Below are 561 nucleotides of genomic sequence, written 5' to 3' on the forward strand. Positions count from 1 at the left end.
TTGGTGCCTTCGGGAACTGTGAGACAGGTGCTGCATGGCTGTCGTCAGCTCGTGTTGTGAAATGTTGGGTTAAGTCCCGCAACGAGCGCAACCCTTATCCTTTGTTGCCAGCGGTCCGGCCGGGAACTCAAAGGAGACTGCCAGTGATAAACTGGAGGAAGGTGGGGATGACGTCAAGTCATCATGGCCCTTACGACCAGGGCTACACACGTGCTACAATGGCATATACAAAGAGAAGCGACCTCGCGAGAGCAAGCGGACCTCATAAAGTATGTCGTAGTCCGGATTGGAGTCTGCAACTCGACTCCATGAAGTCGGAATCGCTAGTAATCGTAGATCAGAATGCTACGGTGAATACGTTCCCGGGCCTTGTACACACCGCCCGTCACACCATGGGAGTGGGTTGCAAAAGAAGTAGGTAGCTTAACCTTCGGGAGGGCGCTTACCACTTTGTGATTCATGACTGGGGTGAAGTCGTAACAAGGTAACCGTAGGGGAACCTGCGGTTGGATCACCTCCTTACCTTAAAGAACCTGCCTTTGTAGTGCTCACACAGATTGT

At 52.4% G+C, this 561-nt stretch carries 1 rRNA gene; it reads left to right on the plus strand.

The window, feature by feature from the left end:
* A 16S ribosomal RNA gene (locus HMPREF3096_RS01890) occupies positions 1 to 522 on the plus strand; the annotation flags it as partial.
* Positions 523 to 561 lie beyond the last annotated feature (39 nt).

The sequence above is a fragment of the Klebsiella sp. HMSC25G12 genome (assembly GCF_001807705.1).
GTDB classification, from domain to species: Bacteria; Pseudomonadota; Gammaproteobacteria; order Enterobacterales; family Enterobacteriaceae; genus Klebsiella; species Klebsiella variicola.